The sequence below is a fragment of the Lentibacillus amyloliquefaciens genome (assembly GCF_001307805.1).
In the GTDB taxonomy this organism is placed as follows: Bacteria; Bacillota; Bacilli; order Bacillales; family Amphibacillaceae; genus Lentibacillus; species Lentibacillus amyloliquefaciens.
Genome location: NZ_CP013862.1, coordinates 2,383,482 through 2,403,355, shown reverse-complemented (window position 1 = coordinate 2,403,355; position 19,874 = coordinate 2,383,482). Strand labels below are relative to the sequence as shown.

General features: G+C 42.8%; 22 protein-coding genes and 2 tRNA genes. 5 read left to right on the top strand and 19 right to left on the bottom strand.

Annotated features, from left to right (window positions below):
• Window position 1 precedes the first annotated feature (1 nt).
• The 4 genes from AOX59_RS12035 to AOX59_RS12020 all read right to left on the bottom strand — a co-directional run bounded on the left by AOX59_RS12035 (window position 2) and on the right by AOX59_RS12020 (window position 4,816).
• Entirely contained in the window at window positions 2-1,126 is a 1,125-nt protein-coding gene (locus AOX59_RS12035; protein WP_068445862.1) for a DegT/DnrJ/EryC1/StrS family aminotransferase, read from the bottom strand.
• Entirely contained in the window at window positions 1,123-2,469 is a 1,347-nt protein-coding gene (locus AOX59_RS12030) for a nucleotide sugar dehydrogenase (protein ID WP_237049261.1), read from the bottom strand. Before AOX59_RS12030 ends, AOX59_RS12035 begins: the two co-directional genes overlap by 4 nt.
• A 103-nt stretch (window positions 2,470-2,572) precedes the next feature.
• On the bottom strand, window positions 2,573-3,577 hold the full coding sequence (locus tag AOX59_RS12025; protein ID WP_068445858.1) for a glycosyltransferase family 4 protein: 1,005 nt from the start codon (window positions 3,575-3,577) through the stop codon (window positions 2,573-2,575).
• Between the two features lie 15 nt (window positions 3,578-3,592).
• On the bottom strand, window positions 3,593-4,816 hold the full coding sequence (locus AOX59_RS12020; protein WP_068445856.1) for a glycosyltransferase: 1,224 nt from the start codon (window positions 4,814-4,816) through the stop codon (window positions 3,593-3,595).
• A gap of 114 nt (window positions 4,817-4,930) precedes the next feature.
• Here AOX59_RS12020 and AOX59_RS12015 point away from each other — a divergent pair, with 114 nt between their 5' ends.
• Genes AOX59_RS12015 through wecB form a run of 3 tightly spaced genes read left to right on the top strand, consistent with a single transcriptional unit; the run spans window position 4,931 to window position 7,771 of the window.
• On the top strand, window positions 4,931-5,689 hold the full coding sequence (locus tag AOX59_RS12015; protein ID WP_068445854.1) for an SDR family NAD(P)-dependent oxidoreductase: 759 nt from the start codon (window positions 4,931-4,933) through the stop codon (window positions 5,687-5,689).
• A gap of 13 nt (window positions 5,690-5,702) precedes the next feature.
• Window positions 5,703-6,689, top strand: coding sequence for a dTDP-glucose 4,6-dehydratase (locus AOX59_RS12010; protein WP_068448309.1), 987 nt, complete (start codon window positions 5,703-5,705; stop codon window positions 6,687-6,689).
• Window positions 6,686-7,771, top strand: a complete 1,086-nt coding sequence (gene wecB / locus AOX59_RS12005) for a non-hydrolyzing UDP-N-acetylglucosamine 2-epimerase (protein ID WP_068445852.1) — start codon at window positions 6,686-6,688, stop codon at window positions 7,769-7,771. Before AOX59_RS12010 ends, wecB begins: the two co-directional genes overlap by 4 nt.
• A gap of 38 nt (window positions 7,772-7,809) precedes the next feature.
• Here wecB and AOX59_RS12000 read toward each other — a convergent pair whose 3' ends face one another.
• From AOX59_RS12000 to AOX59_RS11985, 4 genes are all read right to left on the bottom strand, one after another.
• Window positions 7,810-8,832 carry a D-glucuronyl C5-epimerase family protein gene (locus tag AOX59_RS12000; RefSeq protein ID WP_068445850.1) on the bottom strand — a complete coding sequence of 341 codons (1,023 nt, stop codon included), beginning with the start codon at window positions 8,830-8,832 and terminating at the stop codon, window positions 7,810-7,812.
• Window positions 8,833-8,894: 62 nt separating this feature from the next.
• Entirely contained in the window at window positions 8,895-10,118 is a 1,224-nt protein-coding gene (locus AOX59_RS11995) for a glycosyltransferase (protein ID WP_068445848.1), read from the bottom strand.
• Between the two features lie 83 nt (window positions 10,119-10,201).
• Window positions 10,202-10,891 carry an N-acetyltransferase gene (locus tag AOX59_RS11990; protein ID WP_237049260.1) on the bottom strand — a complete coding sequence of 230 codons (690 nt, stop codon included), beginning with the start codon at window positions 10,889-10,891 and terminating at the stop codon, window positions 10,202-10,204.
• Between the two features lie 15 nt (window positions 10,892-10,906).
• Complete coding sequence (locus AOX59_RS11985; protein WP_068445845.1) at window positions 10,907-11,830, bottom strand: glycosyltransferase; 924 nt, start codon at window positions 11,828-11,830, stop codon at window positions 10,907-10,909.
• A 300-nt stretch (window positions 11,831-12,130) separates the two neighbouring features.
• Here AOX59_RS11985 and AOX59_RS11980 point away from each other — a divergent pair, with 300 nt between their 5' ends.
• Entirely contained in the window at window positions 12,131-13,069 is a 939-nt protein-coding gene (locus AOX59_RS11980) for a Gfo/Idh/MocA family protein (RefSeq protein WP_068445843.1), read from the top strand.
• A 144-nt stretch (window positions 13,070-13,213) separates the two neighbouring features.
• On the opposite strand, the gene AOX59_RS11975 is transcribed toward AOX59_RS11980, so the two are convergent.
• The 7 genes from AOX59_RS11975 to AOX59_RS11940 all read right to left on the bottom strand — a co-directional run bounded on the left by AOX59_RS11975 (window position 13,214) and on the right by AOX59_RS11940 (window position 16,014).
• Complete coding sequence (locus AOX59_RS11975) at window positions 13,214-13,429, bottom strand: hypothetical protein (protein WP_068445841.1); 216 nt, start codon at window positions 13,427-13,429, stop codon at window positions 13,214-13,216.
• Between the two features lie 120 nt (window positions 13,430-13,549).
• Window positions 13,550-13,837, bottom strand: a complete 288-nt coding sequence (locus tag AOX59_RS11970) for a hypothetical protein (protein ID WP_156418695.1) — start codon at window positions 13,835-13,837, stop codon at window positions 13,550-13,552.
• Window positions 13,838-13,984: 147 nt separating this feature from the next.
• The gene (locus AOX59_RS11965; RefSeq protein ID WP_082684196.1) at window positions 13,985-14,425 is read right to left on the bottom strand and encodes a spore coat protein; all 441 of its coding nucleotides are present in this window, start codon (window positions 14,423-14,425) and stop codon (window positions 13,985-13,987) included.
• A gap of 24 nt (window positions 14,426-14,449) precedes the next feature.
• Window positions 14,450-15,163 carry a spore coat protein gene (locus AOX59_RS20315; protein ID WP_237049259.1) on the bottom strand — a complete coding sequence of 238 codons (714 nt, stop codon included), beginning with the start codon at window positions 15,161-15,163 and terminating at the stop codon, window positions 14,450-14,452.
• Between the two features lie 138 nt (window positions 15,164-15,301).
• The gene (locus AOX59_RS11950; protein WP_068445833.1) at window positions 15,302-15,520 is read right to left on the bottom strand and encodes a spore coat protein; all 219 of its coding nucleotides are present in this window, start codon (window positions 15,518-15,520) and stop codon (window positions 15,302-15,304) included.
• A 321-nt stretch (window positions 15,521-15,841) separates the two neighbouring features.
• Window positions 15,842-15,929: transfer RNA gene (locus AOX59_RS11945), tRNA-Ser, on the bottom strand.
• Window positions 15,930-15,938: 9 nt separating this feature from the next.
• Window positions 15,939-16,014, bottom strand: a tRNA-Thr gene (locus tag AOX59_RS11940).
• Window positions 16,015-16,097: 83 nt separating this feature from the next.
• Here AOX59_RS11940 and AOX59_RS11935 point away from each other — a divergent pair.
• Window positions 16,098-16,340: an SHOCT domain-containing protein gene (locus AOX59_RS11935; protein ID WP_237049258.1), complete on the top strand. Its 243-nt coding sequence runs from the start codon at window positions 16,098-16,100 to the stop codon at window positions 16,338-16,340.
• Window positions 16,341-16,443: 103 nt separating this feature from the next.
• Here AOX59_RS11935 and trpA read toward each other — a convergent pair whose 3' ends face one another.
• Genes trpA through trpC form a run of 4 tightly spaced genes read right to left on the bottom strand, consistent with a single transcriptional unit; the run spans window position 16,444 to window position 19,874 of the window.
• Window positions 16,444-17,274, bottom strand: a complete 831-nt coding sequence (gene trpA, locus AOX59_RS11930; RefSeq protein WP_068445828.1) for a tryptophan synthase subunit alpha — start codon at window positions 17,272-17,274, stop codon at window positions 16,444-16,446.
• The gene (gene trpB, locus AOX59_RS11925; RefSeq protein ID WP_068445826.1) at window positions 17,267-18,472 is read right to left on the bottom strand and encodes a tryptophan synthase subunit beta; all 1,206 of its coding nucleotides are present in this window, start codon (window positions 18,470-18,472) and stop codon (window positions 17,267-17,269) included. Before trpB ends, trpA begins: the two co-directional genes overlap by 8 nt.
• 5 nt (window positions 18,473-18,477) lie before the next feature.
• Window positions 18,478-19,083 carry a phosphoribosylanthranilate isomerase gene (locus AOX59_RS11920; protein WP_068445824.1) on the bottom strand — a complete coding sequence of 202 codons (606 nt, stop codon included), beginning with the start codon at window positions 19,081-19,083 and terminating at the stop codon, window positions 18,478-18,480.
• Complete coding sequence (gene trpC, locus AOX59_RS11915) at window positions 19,083-19,874, bottom strand: indole-3-glycerol phosphate synthase TrpC (RefSeq protein WP_068445822.1); 792 nt, start codon at window positions 19,872-19,874, stop codon at window positions 19,083-19,085. Before trpC ends, AOX59_RS11920 begins: the two co-directional genes overlap by 1 nt.

Here is a 19,874-nt window from a genome sequence, read left to right as displayed (position 1 = left end):
CCTAGCCATTGTTCTCCAGAAAACCTTTTATCGTTTTAATAATATAGTTCTGTTCTTGAAAAGATAGCATCGGAGAAATTGGAAGTGCCACTATTCTTTCGGCCTTTCTTTCAGCAACCGGGAAATCTCCTTTGTTATAACCGAGATAGTCGAAAGCTGGCTGTAAGTGCAATGGAACAGGGTAATAAATCGCTGAATCAATGCCATTTTGTTTTAAAGCCAATGCAAGTTCATCCCGTTTATCAGACTCAATGCAATATTGATGAAACGTATGCTCCCGATGTTTGACAATCGGCGGTGTTTTCAGAAGATGGGACAGGCTTTCGGTATACCTTCTGGCGATTTCCATTCGGTTATGCAGGAAAATATCCAAATAATATAATTTCACAAGCAGAATGGCTGCTTGCATTTCGTCAAGCCTGCTATTCATCCCGATCTCTGAATGATAGTACTTCTCCTTGCTGCCATGGTTTCGAAGCTGAAGAATCTTTTCATATATATTCCGGCGGTTGGTGGACACCAGCCCGGCATCCCCAAATGCACCCAAGTTTTTGGATGGAAAGAAGGAGAAACAGCCAATGTCTCCAATTGCTCCTGTTCGCTTGCTGTTATACTCTGTGCCAATTGCCTGGCAGGCGTCTTCAATCACCCATAACCCGTATTTGTCTGCAACCTGCATAATCTCCTGCATATTTGCGGCCTTGCCATACAAATGAACAACTATGAGTGCCTTTGTGTCTGTGGTTACTGCCTTCTCAATGCTGTCCGGGTCAATGTTATACGTTTCTTCCTCAATATCAGCAAAAACAGGCTTTGCACCGACTTGCACAATCGCTTCTGCCGTGGCAAAGAAGGTGAAAGGAGTTGTGATCACTTCATCCCCCGGTCCAATGTCCAAAGATTTCAGAGACAGTGCTAAAGCGTCAGTTCCGCTTGCAGCTCCAATGGCATAAGTGGAACCGACATATTGGGCAGAAGCCTTTTCCAGCTGCTTGCCCTTTTCCCCCAGTATATAGTCACCGCTGTCTAAAACATCGGTGATCGCCTCTAGTATAGGTGATCGGATGATTGACAGCTCTTTTTTTAAGTCAACCATTGGTATATGACTCCATTCATTCTGTGTCATGGGCACTGCCTCCCTTGGTTTCCGATCGACTCATACGTTATCCCAAGCCGTGAGATTTCCTGGCTGTTCAGTTTATTTCTTCCGTCTAAAACGAGCTGACAGTTTGTGAATTGACTAAAGTCAATTTCGTTGTATTCCTCATGAAATGACTGCAGGATCACAGCATCGATTTTTGAACAGTTGTCATCATATAATGATAGCGGAGCAGCCCCGTGCTGTTTGATTTCCCGGTCGGAAAAGAGTGGATCGTTAACGAATGGGTTTGCTCCTTTTTCCAGCATCCGGTCAATAAGAACTAGTGTGGTTGATTTAGTTGGTTCCTTCACATTTCCACGATACGATAACCCAAGGATAAGGGTATTTTTATTCTTTAATGACCCGATCTGTTTTTCGATTTTGCCAATGGCATAATCCGCCATGCTATCATTGATTTCTCGCGATAATGGAGTGAGACCTGTACTTAATCCTTTGTTAATAAAAAAATAGGGATAGATTGGAATACAATGCCCCCCAACGCCAATTCCGGGCGAGTGTATATTGGAGTAGGGCTGGCTGTTGCTGGCGCTTATCACTTCAGCCATACTGACGCCTTTATCCTCTGCGAACATGGCCAATTCGTTGGCCAGCGCAATGTTGACATCGCGATAAACGCACTCGGCAACCTTCGAAAACTCAGCTGTTACCAGTGAACTAACTTCAATTAACTTACAGCCAAGAGCATTTTTATAAAAGGCTGCAGCGCTTTTAAGACTCTTTTCATTTATTCCTCCAACAACTTTCGGGTAATGTCCCAAATCGTGAATAATCTGATTGGAATATACGCGTTCAGGACTATATGCGAGATCAAAATCCCGGCCAGGACGCAGCCCCGAAATTTCCTCTATTTTTTTACCAAACCGATTTTCGGTATCTCCGGGCGGGAGTGTTGTTTCAAAAATAACCATTGCATCTTTTTTAATGCCTTTGGCTATCTCCGCGACTGCGCGATCAATCAATTGGTAATCAACCTGATTTTGTTCGTCTGTTAACACTGGGACGATTACAACGATAATCTCTGCCTGAGCTGTAGCTTCGGCAGTGTTTGTTGTAGCTGATAACGTATTATTTTTATGAGCGGTTAATACCAGCCGGTCCAATCCCGGCTCGTTTTGAATGTGGGATATACCTTGGTTTACCGATGCTGCGACATCGGGATTGATATCTGCACCGAAAACATTGTAACGATGATTGGCAAAGACAGCGGCTAATGTCAAACCTATTTTGCCGAGACCAACGACTGCTACATTCGGTAATGATGCGCTATAACCTGTCATGATGATGTCAAACCCCATTTCTGTCGTCATAAGATGTTTATTGTATAGTCTATGGGAGTGAAAGTAGTAACGATTGGACTGACTAATGAGATTCTAAAAAATAAGCAGTCCAATTCTTAGTTTTCCGGACTGCTTATAACTTCTTATAAATGTCAATATAGCGATTTGCCACTATGGGAGCGTGATGATGCTTTTCAATATATTTTCTTCCTTTTATACCGAGATCTTTCCATTTCTGCGGGTTTTGGAGGAGATTTTTTAAAACAGCGGTTATGGTATCGGGATTCGCATTGACGACAGGCAGCCCCCGCGGGTACTTTGATACAAGATCCTGTCTGATATAACATATGACAGGTTTTCCAAAGGCCATGGCTTCCGAACTGATATAACCACTGGCACCAATAAGCAGCTGATCGATGACGAGATCTGCCTTGGCTATAAGATTTTTGGCTTCCTCATTCGAAACGCCTTCAATTAATTGAAATTGGAATGATAAGCCTGAACGCTTCAATTCGTTCACTGCATTAAGGATGAATTCCGTCCCTTTAATATGCCGAGATGACGGAGCGTGTACAACAAGGGGAGGTGTGTTTTTTGGGGATGGATAATGTGGTGTATATTGATTGGCATCAATCGTGTGTGGAATAACGTGGACATGTTTATAGGCAGTTTTAATATATGATTCCAATTCATAATCCTGAACAATCGCATGAGCGATATAATTTGCCAGCGTGCTGTTACGTCGATTGATCTTTTCTTCAGTCCATTCAGGTTTTATCCGAACGTAAGGGTTATTTGTTTGTGCAGCGGATTTAAGTCTGATTTCCGAACCGTGATGATGAACAACCATCTTCTTTCCGGCACGTTCCAGCATTTTTAGGTCGCTTTTGTCAGCAAAAAAAGTTTCGCCGAAATGAAAATGAAAAATGTCATACTGAAGCATCGATTCCTTTAAAAATTGCTTCAGCTTTTTTGTTTGTTCCTGATTCGACAGCGTATTCAGCTGCAAACAAATATCAGGCTTGAATTCAAACGGGTGTTCATTGAAATGGCATGATGTCGACTGAATGCCTTTTGACCGCAGTGCATTGGACAATTCAATCATAGGCGAGCCATAAGGCAAATGTAATACCCGCATCGTGACCATCCTTTCCTAGTCTTGTGATAATTGACGATAAACAGTGAACAACCGCTTCTCCATGTGTTCCCAGCTATACATGGTCTCCATGATGTTGCGTGCAGACGAGCCCATCTCCCGGATTTTGTTTCTGTCTGATGCCGCATGGATCAGCGTTCGCACATAATCCTCGGCGGTGGCTTGCTGTTTTTTGACAGTGTAGCCGCAATTATATGCTTCAATAAAATTTTCCATATCTGTGCATTGATTGACGATAACCGGCACACCGTTATTCAAATAACTGAAGAACTTGTTTGGCATCGCAAAGCGGTTATTCAAGGAATTGGCAGCATCTAAGTCGATCCATCCGATATCAACATCTTTCATGGCTTCAGGAATTGCTTCATAGTTTACCCAGCCAGTATACGTAATTTTCTCTTTAACGTGTGGGTCCAGTTGCTGGAGGTAATCTCTTTCGAAATGCTTGCCTCCTCCAATGATTTTGACTTTCATTGGAAAATGCTGCTGGCACTTCTTCAATATGTGAATGAGTTTTCGGAAATTGCCCCTTTTGCGATTCAAACTCCCTTCATATCCGAGGACAATTTCTTGAGTGCCACCCTTGTCGGGGTTGTATTCGGATGCTAAAGGGGGAGAATTATAAATCACTTCGATGGGCACATGAGGATTTATGGTGCGGTGCCATGTCTTAATGGATTCCGATACGGTTATCACATAGTCAAGTTCGCTTAGCATAAGTTTTAGCATTTGCTTTTTAATATTTTGAGTATTGCGGGGTTCATTAATCAAAGGATCGGGCTCTAATTCGTGGCTGTCATAGATCAACTTGCATTGCCTTCCGCTTGCCGTTAAAGCCCGTTTGATTCCAATGCCTGCATATAATGACATAAACTCGTGTGCATGATAAATATCAGCCTTTTGATCAATGCCAATCCTTGTCAGGGGATGATTGTAACGGGAATGGTCCCCGGAACGAAGGTGATGGTACAGTGCTTTCATGTGCTTCTCCAGTTCCAACTGTTCATATGTCACAACATTGATACCTTCATGACTAAACGTCTGACTTAAAAACGCCTCCTTAAAAACACTTCCATCTGTAGCAAACAGGTATCCTTGTCTTCTGGGTACGACCATTGTTACTTCATATCCTTGTTTCAACAGGCTTTTTGCTTGTTTTTTAAAAATCCTGGCGTCTAAAAACGGATGTTCAGACACTAAGAAACAGACATTTTTTCCCATGATTCCCTCCTGAAATTGGCTAAAGCACTACTGCTAACGTATTAACAACTTTCCGGATTTATTCATACAATTAGGAAAGTAAGTGTAAAGCATTGATTTCGGGGAGGAGAGAAGATGGAGCTGAATCTCAAAGGAAAGAAGGTGCTGGTAACCGGAGGAGCAAGAGGAATTGGAAAAGCAATTGCACAGGCATTTCTCGCTGAAGGCGCACAGGTTGGCATTGCAGCCAGATCCCGCACCGAACTTTTGCAGACAAAAAAAGAGCTGGGTCTTCATACAATCTACCAGAAAGATCTATTAAAACACGAAGATAGAGAACAGCTGATTGCTGAATTTATCGATGATTTTAATACTATTGACATACTGGTTAACAATGCAGCGACCAATCATGGCACGTCGATCGTAAATACGCCGCCTAGTGTATTTGAAGACACAATGGCATTAAACTTGATATCGGCAGTCCATTTAAGTCAGTTAGCGGGTCATAGCATGATAGAAAGTGAAAAGGGAGTCATCATCAATATTTCGTCCATATATGGGAAAGAGTCCGGTGGCTCGCCCTCCTATAATGCCTCTAAGGCTGCATTGATCAGTTTTACTAAATCATTCAGTTCAGAGGTCATTAAAGATAATGTTCGGGTCGTCGGCATTGCCCCCGGTGCAGTTTATCATCCCAATAAGGAATGGGAACGGAGACTTGAGCGTAATCCGGATTATTTAAAAAACTATGCCCGGGAAAAAATTCCGGCAGGACGGCTTGGAACACCGGAAGAGATCGGTCATACGGCTGCGTTTTTAGCGTCTGATAAGGCTTCCTGGATAGTAGGGTCGACGATCACGGTCGATGGCGGGCAGTCCCGGTTGAATTTTTAACGAATTGAAAGGAATGAAGGAATTGGAACGACAGTCAATTACAAATAGCAATGTATTAGTTGTAGGTGGCGCCGGATTCATCGGAAGCCATCTGGCAGATAGGCTGGCAGAGGAAGGGGCAAATCAGGTTGTCATTGTAGATAGTCTCTTTATAGGGAAAAAGGCAAATATTAAGAAGGCCTTAAAGAATGGTGCAACGTTCTATGTGGATGATGCCGAAAATCAGGAAGCACTGGGTTATATTATCGAAAGGCACGCGATTGATATTGTTTTCAACTGCGCCACAAAGCCATTGAACTATTCATTTATCAACCCTTCCAATACGTTTTTGACCAATGTGCAAGTCTTAAAAAATCTGCTGGAGTTTCAACGGCAGAAGAAATTTCAGACATTATGCCACTTTTCCTCCTCGGAGGCATATGGTTCCTCTCAGTACGAGCCCATGGATGAAGAGCATCCCCTTGACCCTGAAACACCTTATGCAGCCGGAAAAGCTGCGGCGGATTTAATGCTTCGGACATATGTGAAAATGTTTGGCCTGGACGCCTTTATTGTACGGCCATTCAATAATTATGGTCCGCGGCAGAATTTTGCAGGACCTATGGCCGGTGTTATCCCGATTACCATCAAAAAAATCCTGGAAAACGATTATCCTGAGATTCATGGAGACGGCAAGCAGACAAGAGATTATGTTTACGTTGAAGATACTGCTGATATGGCAATAAAAGTTTTCACATTTATGTCTCGCGGTGAATCCGTTAATATCTCCACGGACCAAAAATTATCAATTCAATATGTTGTGGAAACAATTGAAAGCGTTATGAATTACCAGGGGAAAACTTTAAGAAAGCCCCAGCGGACAGCAGATGTCCAAAGCCATAGAGCCTCAGTCAATAAATTACACAACATGATTGGCCAATATAATAAAACCCCTTTTAAAGACGGGGTGAGCAATACGGTCGATTGGGTAAGAGCTGCGAAAGAAGAGAAGGACGTATGAGGATATTAACGGTTGTTGGAGCCAGACCACAATTTATCAAGGCCTGCATGCTGTCGAAAACTTTGAAGTCGTATACCGAAGTGAAGGAAATCATTGTTCATACGGGGCAGCATTATGATGCCAGTATGTCCGATATCTTCTTTGAGCAGTTGAACCTTCCCGAACCGGACTATTATTTGGGGATTGGGTCCGGAACGCATGGGGAGCAAACAGGGGAAATGCTATCAGAGCTGGAATACGTTATGATTTCCGTTAACCCGGACATTGTCGTGGTATATGGCGATACGAATTCCACACTTGCCGGAAGCCTGGCAGCATCAAAACTGCATATTCCGGTTGCCCATATAGAGTCCGGGCTGCGCAGTTTTAACCGGAAAATGCCTGAAGAGGTTAATCGGGTGGTGACAGATCATCTTTCCGACTGGCTGTTCTGTCCTTCTCCGGCGGCAGCTGAAAACCTGAAACGGGAAGGAATTAATGAGCGTGTATATGTTACCGGCGATATTATGTATGATGCCGTTCTCCACTTTAGATCATACGCTGTACAGCAATCCACCATTCTGCAAGATTTATCGTTATCCGAAAATAATTATTACCTGGTCACGATTCATCGGGCGGAAAACACAGATGACCCAAGGCGCCTCAAATCCATTCTTGAAGTATTCCAGCGATTTGCGAAGACGACTGTATTGCCATTGCATCCCAGAACGAAAAACAAAATTAACGCATTCCAATTAAATGATTTAGTCGATGCTCCTCATATTAAAATTGTAGAGCCATTAAACTATTTTGACATGTTGAGCGCTGTTTCCAAAGCAAGTATTATCTTGACTGATTCCGGAGGGTTGCAGAAGGAAGCGTATATGCTTCAGGTGCCTTGTGTCACACTGAGGGATGAAACAGAATGGACAGAAACTGTGGAAACAGGATGGAACCGGCTGGCAGGGGCGAATCAGGAGGCAATAGCGGATAAAGTTATGAAACTTCATACACCTGAAGAATCACCGCCAATTTTCGGGGACGGCCATGCTGCACACCAAATTGCAAAGACTTTGGTAAAGAAATGGCATGAAAAAAGCTGAGCCGGATATAGATCCACTCAGCTTTTTTCGACGGTTATTCAAATTGTTTTTCCTTTTAAATATTCTTTCCACCTTTGGAGGGCTTCGTTCATTTTCAGATCTTTTTCAATCGAATTTATGGCAGCCAGCAAATGAATATGCCCAATATGATACCCCCAGGTGGCAACGTTCGGGTAGCCGCCATCAGTTGTATAATGTGTCAGATCATATGCTGTCCGGTGTCCTAAATCGTAGAGTGGAAGCATTCTTTTCAAAGTGGCAATTCCTTTGTCATATAACCAATTTGCCTCGCTATTGCCTGTTGATTTGAATAAGTCATATAATCCGATTAATGAAAACATGAACCCATTTAAAATATAACTGGGCGGATCTGTCGGACATTCTTCATAGAATAGATACTTGTTTTCAAATTTAGCCAGCACACCATTTCCGGCAGAAGGGGTTTTAAATAGTATCTTGGCTTTTAAAGCACATGAACTGTATTTGCTATTTTTTGTCAGGAACGATGCTCGTGATAAAACCGACATAGCCATACCCAAACCAATTGCTGAATACCATGGTGCCTTCAGTTTATTCAGTCTGTCTGGAAAGAAATCATGGTTGAATTGATAGGCCCAGCCGCCATGGGAATCTTGGTGATTTACAAACCAATCTGCTGCTTTCAGGAATTTATACTTATTCGATACGTCATTCGTTTTTAAATATAGACTGTAATGCTGCAATCCGTATTGAGCGATAGTGGATGGGTTAAAGTAAGCACCGTGCGGGTATATGGTTTTGGGAATTCCTTCGCGAGTGAATGTTACATTCCAGTTTTCTACCTTATTTTTGTCATAGTGCAAGTAATTTCCCATGCTGTCGTAATGGCTGATATCGAACACGTTCGCATGTGTCTCCTTTAACTTTAATGTCTGTGTTTTTTCGTTCCATTGTTTTTCCAGATTTAATCCTTTGTCGATTAACGAAACTGGTATAAATAGCTCATCACCTATTTTTTTCCCTTCTAACTCAAACTCATCATGCAGGGTTACGTTAATATTACGAATCGGTTCAGATTTCAAAACGCTGCACCTTCCTTCATGTATTGTAAAAAAACAGCACATTGATTACATGGATTAAATGTTTATGTTGCGAAAAGTGATTGATAAATAGCGAACAGCCGTTTCTCCATGTTTTCCCATGAATAGAATTTTTCCATGACATGACGGCTATTTTGGCTCATTTGCTGTAATTTGTTTTTATCCTGGTGAAGCGAAAGAAAGGCATCGGCAAAGTCATGTGATGTTGCATTCGTTTTGTCGATTACAAAGCCGCAATGATGTCTGTTGATAAATTCCTTCATTTCTTTGCATTTATTAACCACCACTGGTACACCGTTGTTCAGATAACTGAAAAATTTATTCGGCAATGCATAGTCCCGGTTAAGTGAGTATTCGACGCCTTCTAAATCGACCATACCCACATCAATATCATGCATTTGCTTTGGAATCGCATGGTAATCGACCCATCCGGTTAACATGATTTGATGCTTCAGATTGGTTGGTATATTAATCGAATCGCCATACCGGCTTCCTCCGATAATTTTGAATTCAAAATCCAACTCTTTTGAACATAATTCAGAAATGTCGAGAAACTTTTCCATTCCGCCCAGGCTGGTGTCAATATTACCTTCGTAGCCAACCGTTAGCCCATTCGAGTTATATGCTTTCGGTTTATGATGTTGAGCTAGCGGGGGAGAATTATAGATAACGTCAACGGGCAGGTCCGGTTTATGGGATAAGTACCATGATTTAATCGAATGGGAAACCGTTATAACATGATCAACTTCATCAAGCATTGTCAAAAGCTTTTGTTTCAAAAGATCTCTTCGTTCCTCAGTATATCTTGGATCTAAAGGGTCTGGCGTCAACTCATGACTGTCGTATATTAATTTGACATCTTTTCCTTTCTTTTTCTTCATCTGCCGCTTAATGCCAATTCCGGCAAACAGCGAGAGATACTCGTGCGCATGGTATATATCAGCGTCTTCCTGAATGGCAAGCTGCGTGAGGGTGTTATTAAACCCTTTTCTTTCCCAGACACTTTCATTACTTAATACAGTACTTAATGCCTTTTGACTGCTTTCGGAATGGTACGTGACAATTTTTATGCCTTCATAGGTAAAAACTTTATTTCGGAATTGTTTTCGATAAGGGGTGCCATCAATGTCAAACAATTTTCCGCTTTGTCTCGGGACAATCATGGTGATATGATAGCCTTTTTTCTGTAAGCTTTTTGCCTCTTTCTTAAAAATTCTGGCATCTGTAAATGGATGGTGAGCAACAACCATACAAACTTTTTTGGCCATTACAATCCACCTTTCCTGCTGGTTTGTTTGCTTGTTGAGAAAGTGAGTCGGGTATTACGGCGAAGTAATGGTGTCCAACGCTATTAGTCACCATTGTGATTAAGCCTTTTAGCAGGAACCCCTGCAGCTGTTATATTATCTTCTATATCCTTCGTAACAGCAGCGCCGGCGCCGATTATACTGTCGCGGCCAACTGTAATTCCAGGAAGCAATGATGCATTATTGCCGATTTTTGCTCCTGTTTTAATATACGGTCCGTTCAGGGTGAAATTTTTAGCGCCCATATATTTATCATTCGACATGGATACACACGGGCCGATAAAGACATTGTCTTCCAATGTCGTATCTCCTGTTACATATGCCAGTGTCTGAATGGTGCAGGAGTCTCCAATTAAACTGTTCAATTCAACGATTGCAGCTCTGCCGACCACAGATTTATCACCAACCGACACATTTTCTCTGATGCTCGCATGATCACCGATGAACACATTTTTACCAATGTTGGTTCCGGTATAGATGGATGCTATATGCCCTATTCTTGACCCGGACTGGATATTCAGACGGCCATCTTTGTCAGCTTTTTTCCGCATCAGCTGGTTTCCGGACGTTTTAATCCCAAGGACACAGTTATTGCCAATGGTGACATCATCACCTATTTGGGTCCCTTGCAGGATTGTTGTGTTATGGCCAATCGTGACATTCTTTCCTATTACTACATTATCTTCTATAACAACATGTTTTCCGAGCTGTGTACTTTCAGGTACGGAAGACAAGTGAATCCCTCCATTTTACTGTTCAAGTATTTTTTCGATGCGTTTGATAAGCTGCTCTGTCCGTTGTTGAACAGTGTGACGTTCATGAACGAAACGATAACCTTGATCGGCAATTTGTTGTCTTTCTGTTTCTTGTGCTAAATAATATGCAGCCTTTTCTTTGAAGTTGTGTTCGTTTATCGGAATAAAGTGAAAATTGGGGATAAAACCTAAATCCTCCAGTTCCTTAAATGCAGGTGCCAGAAGAAGAGATCGGCAGGCAAGCACCTCAAAATATTTGATAACCGGGTAATTCAATGTCGATGGGCTAGTGAAGAAAATCTTGGATCGGTTGAGCTCTTTTGCATACGTTTGGCCGATAAAATGTTGGCTTTCTTCTTCTTTGGAAAAATACCGATACCCCGGGTGACTGTGATAGATAAAATTGGCATCACCCTGATAGGCATTAAGAATCGTTCGCCTTAGTGGATAAATATCATTAACGGCGCCCATCATTAATAGATTAATATCTTTAGCCAGGCCATAGTCTTTATAGAGAGTTGTGTTGACAAAGTTTGGAAGCCATTCCATTTTCATTGCAAACTCCGGATATGTTGTTAAAAATTTTTCCCGTACAACGGTAAATAGACGATCAATGTCATTTTTTTCAATGAAGTTTTTCCGTAACTTCGTCAAGCGGTGAACATCATTGATAAATAAGCCTGTTGGAATATCAATGTGGGCAAGGCCTTTAATCATGGGGTACATTTTTTGGTCCAGATCGTTTAACAGCAGGATAAAATCAGGGGTTCCTGAAAGCTTTTTTAAAATATAGCTGATATGACCTGGTTTTCGCCACAACGATAAATAAACCTGTTTCGCCAGTTCTTGTTCCAAATAATAGAAGTTTTTATTCAAATGTTCTGAAGTATCTTCGGCAATAAGTAGAATATGAATCAAGCTTTCACCTCCTCGTCTAAGCATTTCTGCAGGCAGAGGCCAATTTTCTCCTGATTGGTATGATAGTCTAGCTCGTTTTATAGCTGACGCATAAGATAAAGTAAAACTTCATTCAGTGAAATGGTTTTCTTCACTGATTGTTAGTTGAACAAATCAGGCATTTAGGAACAGTTGGCCGCTGTACTTGGGCGGTCTACTGTCCATTAGATGAGTGGAAAAGTAAAACTTCATTCAGTGGGGTGCTTTTTCCACCCGTTAAGGCGGGATAAATTAGTATTTTAAAAAAAGAGGAGATTGTCTATGAAAGTCGGTGTGATTGGAACTGGCAATATGGGAGAAAATCATGTACGTACGTATTTATCGATGGATGATGATTGCCAGCTTATAGGTATCTATGATGATGATGTACAGAAAAGGCGTCAGGTTGCACAAAAGTATAATGTTAAACCGTTTCAATCCGTCGATGGCCTTCTCAAATCAGTCGATGCTGTGAGCATTGCAGTACCGACTGAATTTCATTATGAGATTGGTTTGGAATGTGTCAGGCACAACGTTCATATGCTGATGGAAAAACCGCTGACTGCTACCGTTGCAGATGCCGATCATTTAATCAAAAAAGCATTTGAAACAGGTGTTAAACTTCAGACAGGACATATCGAGCTATACAATCCGTTCATTCAGGTACTGCTGGATTTGCTCAAAGGTGAATCTATAGTCGGCGCAGCTTTTCACAGAATAAGTCCGGCAAATGCAAAGCTTAGTCATGTAGACGTTGTGAAAGATTTAATGATTCATGATATCTATATTTTAAATGAATTGTGTCAGGGTAATGCTCTGGAAGTCAATGCTTTTGGGAAAGTCATTAAAAATATACCAAAACATGCAGCTGCCGTCATCAGAACGTCACAAGGAGTTACTGCACAATTTACTGCAAGTTTCATGTCAGGAAGAAAAGTCCGTACCATACAAATCCAGACAGAGAGCGCATTTATTGAAGCAGATATACTCAACCATGAAATCAATGTAACACGAACGTTTAGCGAGGAAACTGGCAATCATCCGATTTCGCTCTCGCAAAAGGTACAGGTCGGGGATTCGGTGCAGCCGTTATTCCTCCAGTTAACGGATTTTATCAATTGTATTAAGGCCGGCACAGAGCCGTCTGTTTCCGGAGAAGATGGCAAGCGGGCACTTATGATTGCTAATCAGATAACGGATTCGATCGATACACCTCATTAGCAATTTGTATGCCGGGTAAAATTATTTTATTGCTAAAACAAAATGAAACAGCAAAACATCCCCCTTGGATTTCCAAGCGGGGATGTTTTATTACAAAGGAAATACCCCGGCTGTAAATAAGCCGGGGTATCGGTAAACAATGGTTTAAGCGGCTGCAGCAGGAAAGCGGACGAAGTTGATAGCATCTATTGACAGGTATAGTGTGGTATTTTCCCCATAACCACCATTAACCTCAACAACAAGAACTAAATCTGCGGTTACGGTGGAGAGGATGCCTTCTATCAAGTTGTTGTCGGTAGCTACTTCGACTCTTGAACCAATACGTGTGGCTAATTCAGCTGCAAACGTATCCTGAAACATTTGAATTCCTCCTTTATAATTCACTGACCAATTCAATGTTTGCGAATGGAATAAGCACTTGTGATCCATCGGCTTCAACTAATACAACATAGTCATTTTGAACTGAAATGACTGTACCGGTTACCGGGCCAAATGGGTTGTTACCTCCACTTGTTCATTCTGTAATTCCAGCAACACATCCCTTAGCGTTTCAGGTGTCGAAGGTGATGGGTCAGCGGGGGTATCTGTTTCATCATTTGTGCCAAGATCCAGATTGAGTCCGGCATCGAAGTCAACGCCCGGTAAATCAACTGAAAAGTTGTGGCTCAAACCGTTATCCGTATTATCATTAACTAAGTTTTGCGATAATTGATTGGCCAGACGCAACAGACCTCGTTGACGGTTTGTCAGGTTAACCATTTCATTCATTCCTTTCGTTATCGATATTTTATGCTCTTGTCCTATTTTGATAAAAAACCAAAGTAGGACTTGAAATACAGACCTCCGGGGAGGAGGAAATGAAATATCTCCGCTTCTTTGGTTTACTCCCCATCCCCAGAAATTCTTTTAAGACCATTACAGAATATCCAGGCTGGCAACAATTGCAGCGAGAATCTGGAATAACAATTGGATATTCACAGCTACATCTGTGTCCCTTGTGGTAATTTCAATATCCCTTGATTGTTCAACAATTGTTTTTTGGTGGTTCCCTTGTCTTGTATTGACCATTTGTCTAATGCCTTGTGTTACGTTATCTGATTGTGGTCCGTTCCCAACAGAAATATTGATAACGGCTCCAATCGCTGCTTCAATAGCAAGCTGTAAGGAGACAGCGGCCTGTCTGTCGGTAGTTGTGACATCAATATTCTCGGAGTCCTTAATGATAATCCATTCATCTGAAATTTGCTGATTGGACACAGCCTGGTTCGCATCTTGCATCACGTCTGCATCATTTTGGTCACTTGTTCCATCACAATGGTCAAGTGCACGCCATTTCGTTTTTGTCATATGGCTCATAATTTTCCACTCCTTTCATTATTTTTATAAAACGTCAATCATTACAACCAGCATTAGCAACAATTGCAGCAGAACTTGGATATTGATGGCCAGATCTGTGTCTCTCGTAGTTACATTAGCGTCTTTAGTGTTATAGATGAAGATTTTTTGTTTATTGATTTGGTCGGAGTCAAAAGACTGCATAAGGTCTTGTGATATGGCTTCACTTCTTGCTGAATCCGCAATGGCAATATTCACTACCAGGGATATAGCCAGCTGTAAACTAGCCTGAAGTGAAAGCCCGATCTGGGTGTCTCTTGAATCAACCTTAATATCACAGGATTCCTTTACCCAAATCAATTCTGCTGATTCCTGATCCATAAAGGAATATTGACTTGCATCCTGTGAAGCAAGTGCGCCCGAATCGACCTCGACCATTTCAAAGCGGTCATGCTGGTTATGGTGGTTATGATGCGTCTGTTTATCCCTGCATCTGTCACATTGGTTGGATTCAGAGGAACAGTCATTGGATCCACAACTCTGACAGCGGTGGTGATGGCCATGTTTGTGTTCTTCTCTTTGGTCACGCTGCTTATATTCGTCTCTGCATCTGTCACATTGGTTGGATTCAAATGAACAATCGTTGGATCCGCAATCCTGACAGCAGTGTTGATGACGGCGTTTTCGTTTATCCCTAAGGTAAAAGTATTTGCTTTTGTTGCCAAAGGGGTTCATGGTACTGTGTCTCTTTGGTGACATTTATTAACACTCCTTTCTTGAGTTAATATTACTCTATGGATATTCCTACTAATCAGATTGTACACATTCACTAAATTATCGTTTTTTGCCAAAATTAAAGAAAACACCTATCAAATGGGTGTTTTCTTTAATAGACTCCTATTCATCTGTTTTCGTCGTATCTTTTTCTCCTTTGTTAAATTGATCCACCTGTTCTTTTAGATCTTCAACCATTTCTTTCAGCATTTTTTTCTGGTCATTCGTCATATTATTTTTGATTTCTTCAGGGTTTACATTGTTTTTCCGAAATATTTCATCAACCATGACTTTTGCAACTTTTTCGGGGATAGCGTTGTGATTGGATGACTTGTCGTCCATCGTAATTTCACCTGCTTTCTTTAAGCTTTAGTGTATTTTATGGCTAATGACAACTTTTGATTGTATTGCTGTCTATGTTTTTAGGGATCATGAATCGTCGATAGACTATTATCCTATGATAGGTATATAAGAGACAGAAATCCATCGTCATTCAGCGGAAAGGGCAGGGAGAGTAAGACGATAAAAAAAGGCGCAGTTAGGGTGAACTGCGCCGCTATGCCAGACAGGGTATTACAAATTAAGTTATTTTAAGAATTTCCTTTGTAATAAAGATTAAACTGCCGCCAGTCAAGCGACAGTTTTGCATTAAATGTTATTAAACGGAGGAGGTGGGATTCGAACCCACGCGGGCGTTAACCCCTAACGCATTTCGAGTGCGTCCCCTTCAGCCGGACTTGGGTACTCCTCCAAATAAAAATGGTGCTGGTGAGAGGACTTGAACCTCCGACCTGCTCATTACGAGTGAGCCGCGCTGCCAACTGTGCCACACCAGCATGTTACATGCAACTTTTAAGTCCATTAAAAATGGTAATATAAATTGTTTTATTGTGCAATGAATTTGACTGGAAATTCTTCTATGCTTAAATTTGCAAGTACAGGGAACAGTAATTACGGAGGTGATCTCATGACTGCCGAGGGTTATATCAGGTTAGGTTTGGGCATCGTTATTGTAGTGATGATAGCAATCATTCTTTACCGGTTCAATGCGGGAAAAGGCACAAGAAGACGTACGTCACTGGAAATCATGAAAGAACGTTATGAAAAAGGTGAGATCACAGAGAAAGAATACGAAAAAGCTCGGAAAAAGCAGGGGAAATAAATAAGACCGCTGCCACCTGCCTAAAGGTACCCGTGGGCGACAGCGGTTTTCTTATAAGATGAGACGTATATCATCAATGAAATCAGCTAATTCGCCGGTTTCTTCAAGACTGACTCCCGGTCTCTGACCTTTGAGAAGATGTGGTGTCAGCCGGGTTTGTCTTAACGCTATTTTGAATCAGTTGTTTAATCTCGTTCGTTTGCCCTTTATGAAACCAATCGACAATCCTGCTTCCGATAATGACACCCCCGCAGCTTGCGGACAAGTCTTGTGCCTGTTCAGGCGTTGACACACCGAAGCCCGCGAGCACGGGGGTGTCTGTCATCCCTTGCAAATTTTGCAAATAAGCTTGGACATTGCTGCCGTGTGACGTGCGCGCACCGGTTGTTCCTTTGACTGAGACGGCATAGAGGAAACCTTCTGTACGCCGGGCAATTTCAGTTAGCCGTTCATCAGGACTCGTCATGGCAGCCAGCCGAATATTGGAGATGGAATGTTGTTTGAGAGAATCAGCTATCAGACTCTCCTCTTCCAATGGCAAATCGGGTATGATGACACCATTTACGCCGGCAGTCACACAGTCTGCGGCAAATTTATCCGGACCGTATGCGAACACCGGATTGATATAGGTCATCAAAATAACCGGAATCGACCGTTTTTCTTTAAACGTTTCCAATGCCTCCAGAACGCCCTTGAGTGTTGTGCCGTTTTTCAAAGACCGCTGTCCTGCATCTTGGATAGTCGGGCCGTCTGCGGTCGGATCGGAAAATGGGATGCCAAGTTCCACAGCTGCCGCACCGCTTTCTTCAAGAAATATCAATCGCTCTTCAAGGATATCAAGCCCGCCGTCCCCGGCCATAATGTATGGGACAACAATGTTCTGACCTGCTGAACGTTTGTTTTTCAATGTTTCATCTAAAAATTGATTACTCATCAGCGTTCCCTCCCAATACATCTTTCACCGACTCCACATCCTTATCGCCACGACCGGATAAACAAATGACCAGCGATTCCGATTCATCCATTTCCTTTGCCAGCTTCACTGAAAATGCGACAGCATGCGCACTTTCCAAAGCCGGGATAATCCCTTCTGTTTGGGATAGAAGCTTAAAGGCATCGATGGCTTCTTCGTCTGTGACTGACGTGTAGGTTACCCGTCCGCTGTCATGAAGGTGGCTGTGTTCAGGCCCCACCCCGGGGTAATCGAGCCCCGCAGAAATTGAGTGGGCTTCTTCAATCTGCCCATGTGAGTCCTGCAAGAGATGTGTCATCGTGCCATGCAATAGACCGACACTTCCGGCTGAAAGTGTTGCAGCATGTTTGTTTGATTCGATACCACTGCCGCCAGCTTCCACACCGTACATATCAACCGATTCATCCTCAACAAATGGATGAAACATGCCCATCGCATTGCTGCCGCCGCCGACACAGGCAATAACCGCATCCGGCAGTCGTCCAGTGGCATTCCGGTGCTGTCTCTTTGTTTCCCTGCCAATGACAGACTGGAAATCGCGCACCATTTTAGGAAATGGGTGCGGGCCGACAACCGAACCGATAATATAATGGGTGTCTTCCACATGGCTGACCCAGTACCTTAATGCCTCATTAACCGCATCTTTCAATGTGCCGCTTCCCTGGGAAACACTTTCAACCTTTGCGCCGAGCAGTTCCATCCGGAAAACGTTCAGTTTTTGCCGGCGGATGTCCTCTTGGCCCATAAAAACAACACATTCAAGTCCAAGCAGGGCACAAACAGTTGCAGTTGCTACACCGTGCTGACCAGCACCTGTCTCGGCTACAACTTTCTTTTTGCCCATTCGTTTTGTCAGTAACGCCTGGCCAACGGTATTATTGATTTTGTGTGCCCCTGTGTGATTCAAATCTTCGCGTTTTAAGTAAATGGAGGGCCCGCCGAGTTTGCGGGAGAGGTTTTCGGCGTGAAACAGCGGTGTCTCCCGCCCGACATAGTCATTTAAATAGTAGTTAAGTTCATTGATAAAAGCCGGATCATTCATTGCCGATTTGTACGATTCCTCCAGTTCAAGCAGTGCCGGCATCAATAGTTCAGGGACAAAACGTCCGCCGAATTGCCCGTACCGTCCTGCCGCATCCGGGAATTGATAGGCTGTCATCGTGATCATCCTTTCATTTTGCCGTTATTGATAAATTGGCTGATTTTGTTAAGGTCCTTTGCGCCGTCTGTTTCAACACCGCTTGATACGTCCACCCCCGCCGGTTTGGCAGTCAAAATCGCTGATTGTACATTTTCAGGATTCAGTCCTCCGGCGAGAATCATTTTTTCAGGATCCAGACCACTATTGGTCAACCGGGTCCAGTCAAATGTCGTTCCATTCCCGCCTCGGTTGGGACCTCTGGGGCTGTCGATCAGGTAATAATCACACGGATAAGCCTGTATTTCGGCTGCGTCATGTTTTCCCATCCGGAACGCTTTGATGACAGGATGTGGAAGCGACTCAGCAAATGCCGCCGATTCATCGCCATGGAGCTGAATGACATCAAGTCCAGCTGTTTCAACAGTTTGTATAATCGTATCCTTCGTTTCATTGACAAAAATACCGACTTTCTTGGCTGATGACGGGAGTTCATTACTGATGGCTGCCGCTTTTTCAGGTGTCAATTGCCGTTTGCTCGGTGCAAATACGAATCCGATGAAATCCGCACCGGACCTGACAGCCTCCTGTGCTGCTTCCGTCGTTGTCATGCCGCAGATTTTAACGTACATCAGACCGAACTCCTTCCTTCAGTGGGGACTTGCAGCTCGCTGATCGTTTTCGGCAAGTCATCAGCACGCATCAAGGTTTCACCGACAAGGACGGCGCTTGCTCCATTACCGGCAGCTTGAGCAACATCCTCACGCGTTTTAATCCCGCTTTCGCTGATCAGGATAGTTTCAGGATTTGTAACCATTGATGCCAGCAATCCCGTTGTGCTCAAATCGACTTCAAATGTTTTCAGGTTACGGTTGTTGATACCGATAATGTCAGCATCTAAGTCCATGGCTGTTATCATTTCATCATCGTCATGAACTTCACAAAGGACATCGAGCCCCTGGTCTTTTGCATATGTGTACAGTTCACGCAATTTTGATGACGAGACAGCTGCCACGATTAATAGAATGATTGATGCCCCTGCTGCTTTGGCATGATCAATTTGTATCTCATCTATGAAAAAGTCTTTACAGAGCAGCGGGACATCTACCATTTTACTTACGGCACGAAGATCATCCATCGAGCCTTTAAAAAATGTTTCATCGGTTAGAACCGATATGGCCCCGACACCATTTGAGGCATATAATGTTGCCTGCTTTACCGGATCAACATCGAGGTCAATTGACCCTTTGGAAGGGGAAGCCCGTTTGATTTCGGCTATAATGTTCATATGTTCTGTATTATGAAACGTCCGGGCAATGGATGGTACCTGGCCGGTTGCCGGCTGGACTTCAGGGATTGGCTTTTTTTTCAGTTGTTCAACTTCTTTTTTCTTTTGCTGGACAATTTTATCTAAAATGGTCAT

What these genes read in the sequence shown, in the direction of transcription:
- AOX59_RS12015 (WP_068445854.1), top strand. Translation starts at nt 4,931, where the DNA reads ATGGAGCTGAATCTCAAAGGAAAGAAGGTGCTGGTAACCGGAGGAGCA.
- trpC (WP_068445822.1), bottom strand. Translation starts at nt 19,874, where the DNA reads ATGACCATTTTAGATAAAATTGTCCAGCAAAAGAAAAAAGAAGTTGAA.
- AOX59_RS11950 (WP_068445833.1), bottom strand. Translation starts at nt 15,520, where the DNA reads ATGGACGACAAGTCATCCAATCACAACGCTATCCCCGAAAAAGTTGCA.
- AOX59_RS12025 (WP_068445858.1), bottom strand. Translation starts at nt 3,577, where the DNA reads ATGCGGGTATTACATTTGCCTTATGGCTCGCCTATGATTGAATTGTCC.
- trpA (WP_068445828.1), bottom strand. Translation starts at nt 17,274, where the DNA reads ATGAGTAATCAATTTTTAGATGAAACATTGAAAAACAAACGTTCAGCA.
- trpB (WP_068445826.1), bottom strand. Translation starts at nt 18,472, where the DNA reads ATGACAGCCTATCAATTCCCGGATGCGGCAGGACGGTACGGGCAATTC.
- AOX59_RS12020 (WP_068445856.1), bottom strand. Translation starts at nt 4,816, where the DNA reads ATGGGAAAAAATGTCTGTTTCTTAGTGTCTGAACATCCGTTTTTAGAC.
- AOX59_RS12035 (WP_068445862.1), bottom strand. Translation starts at nt 1,126, where the DNA reads ATGACACAGAATGAATGGAGTCATATACCAATGGTTGACTTAAAAAAA.
- AOX59_RS11970 (WP_156418695.1), bottom strand. Translation starts at nt 13,837, where the DNA reads ATGAATGAAATGGTTAACCTGACAAACCGTCAACGAGGTCTGTTGCGT.
- AOX59_RS11935 (WP_237049258.1), top strand. Translation starts at nt 16,098, where the DNA reads ATGCTTAAATTTGCAAGTACAGGGAACAGTAATTACGGAGGTGATCTC.
- AOX59_RS11965 (WP_082684196.1), bottom strand. Translation starts at nt 14,425, where the DNA reads ATGAGCCATATGACAAAAACGAAATGGCGTGCACTTGACCATTGTGAT.
- AOX59_RS11980 (WP_068445843.1), top strand. Translation starts at nt 12,131, where the DNA reads ATGAAAGTCGGTGTGATTGGAACTGGCAATATGGGAGAAAATCATGTA.
- AOX59_RS11920 (WP_068445824.1), bottom strand. Translation starts at nt 19,083, where the DNA reads ATGTACGTTAAAATCTGCGGCATGACAACGACGGAAGCAGCACAGGAG.
- AOX59_RS11995 (WP_068445848.1), bottom strand. Translation starts at nt 10,118, where the DNA reads ATGGCCAAAAAAGTTTGTATGGTTGTTGCTCACCATCCATTTACAGAT.
- AOX59_RS11975 (WP_068445841.1), bottom strand. Translation starts at nt 13,429, where the DNA reads ATGTTTCAGGATACGTTTGCAGCTGAATTAGCCACACGTATTGGTTCA.
- AOX59_RS12030 (WP_237049261.1), bottom strand. Translation starts at nt 2,469, where the DNA reads ATGACGACAGAAATGGGGTTTGACATCATCATGACAGGTTATAGCGCA.
- wecB (WP_068445852.1), top strand. Translation starts at nt 6,686, where the DNA reads ATGAGGATATTAACGGTTGTTGGAGCCAGACCACAATTTATCAAGGCC.
- AOX59_RS12010 (WP_068448309.1), top strand. Translation starts at nt 5,703, where the DNA reads ATGAAGGAATTGGAACGACAGTCAATTACAAATAGCAATGTATTAGTT.
- AOX59_RS20315 (WP_237049259.1), bottom strand. Translation starts at nt 15,163, where the DNA reads ATGTCACCAAAGAGACACAGTACCATGAACCCCTTTGGCAACAAAAGC.